This is a genomic window from Citricoccus sp. NPDC079358 (genome assembly GCF_040702545.1).
Lineage (GTDB): Bacteria > Actinomycetota > Actinomycetes > Actinomycetales > Micrococcaceae > Citricoccus.
This window is the reverse complement of the sequence record NZ_JBFBLI010000036.1, coordinates 1-1,531: the sequence shown is the minus strand read 5'-3', so window position 1 is coordinate 1,531 and position 1,531 is coordinate 1. Positions and strand designations below refer to the sequence as shown.

At 66.3% G+C, this 1,531-nt stretch carries 1 protein-coding gene; it reads left to right on the top strand.

The window, feature by feature from the left end; all coding sequences use genetic code 11:
- The first annotated feature begins 191 nt into the window (after positions 1-191).
- A complete protein-coding gene (locus AB0333_RS16935; protein ID WP_366219840.1) occupies positions 192-1,517 on the top strand; it encodes an IS4 family transposase in 1,326 nt (441 codons plus the stop codon).
- The last annotated feature ends 14 nt before the right edge of the window (positions 1,518-1,531 follow it).

The following is a 1,531-nucleotide window of genomic DNA, read 5'->3' as shown; positions in this document are numbered from 1 at the left end:
CAATGCCGTTTGGTTAGGGTCGGCAGGGTGATGTCAACCCGTGTCCCGGCGTGGCGTCCAGGAGGATAGGCGCAGCCCTTGTTAAAAAGTGAATCAAGTCTTGCCGGACTTTTGATTCCGCTTCAACAACAAGGGCTGCGATGTCTCATTCTGCCACCAACCCGTCTGCGTCGTCTCGGTCGTCTTCGGAGGTGTTCGCACCGGGACACCTGGGGGAACTCACCCAGCTCGTCCCGCCGGAGATGGTCGATGCCGCCCTGGCAACCGCCGGTGGGACGGAGCAACGTGTGCGGCGCCTGCCCTCACGGGTGGTGGTGTATCTGTTGCTCGCCGGGGCTCTGTTCGCCGGCCATGGGTGGGGCCATGTCTGGTCACGGCTGACCACGGCCCTGCCATCAGTGGGACTGCGGCCCTCGGGCGCGGCGATCACCGAGGCGATGCGCCGTGTCGGGCCCAAACCGTTGCGCGAGTTGTTCACGTTCTTCGTGGGTTCTGCGGTCACGACCGCCCGCCACAGGGTCCGGTTCGCCGGTCGCCTGGTGGTCGCGATCGACGGCACGCAGATCCCGGTCGCCGACACCGAGGCCAACCGGATGGTCTTTCCCAAACCGCGTAGCGGACCGAACGGGGATCCGGGATACCCGATGATCCGGTTGGTGGCGATCGTCACCGCCGGTACCCGCCACGTCATTGAGGCGGCCTTCGGCACCGACAAGATCGGCGAACTGACCTATGCGGAGCGTGTGGCCACCGCGCTGCGGCCTGGCATGCTGCTGCTCGGGGACCGCAACTTCGCGACCTACCGGTTCTTCGCCACGATCTCACGCGCCCGGGCGGACTTTCTGATTCGGGCCAAGACCGGCCATGGGGCGATGAACCTGCCGGTGCTGGGCCCTCTGCCCGATGGCTCGTTCCTCTCGAATGCTGCCGGGGTGCCGGTGAGGGTCATCGATGCTGAGGTGATGATCACGACCGAGGCCTCGGCCCGCACCGGCCGGTACCGACTGGTCACCACGCTGCTGGACCCCGCCGAAGCCGGTGCGAAGCAACTGATCCAGCTATATCACCACCGGTGGGAGATCGAGACGGCGTACTGCGAACTCAAATCCACGATCCTGGGTGGCCGGGTGCTGCGCAGCCGGTATCCCGCTGGGGTCGAGCAGGAAGTCTGGGCCCTGCTGACGGCCTACCAGGTGTTGCGTACCGCGATGGCCGACGCTCTGCTGGATCGGCCCGACATCGATCCCGACCGGGCCTCGTTCACCACTGCACTACGGACAGCCCGGGACCAGATCATCCGCGCCGCCGGGACCATCGCCGCCACCACGATCGATCTGGTCGGCACCATCGGCGCCGCGATACGGGCCGACCTCATGCCCGCCCGTCGGGTACGCACCCGGCCCCGCGTGGTCAAACGAGCGATCTCGAAATACCGAGCCAAAGGCCGAGACATCGACCGCCGCACCTATCCCGCGACACTCACCACGAGAATCTTGACACCGGACCCCGACGACTAACCGAACGGCGTTGC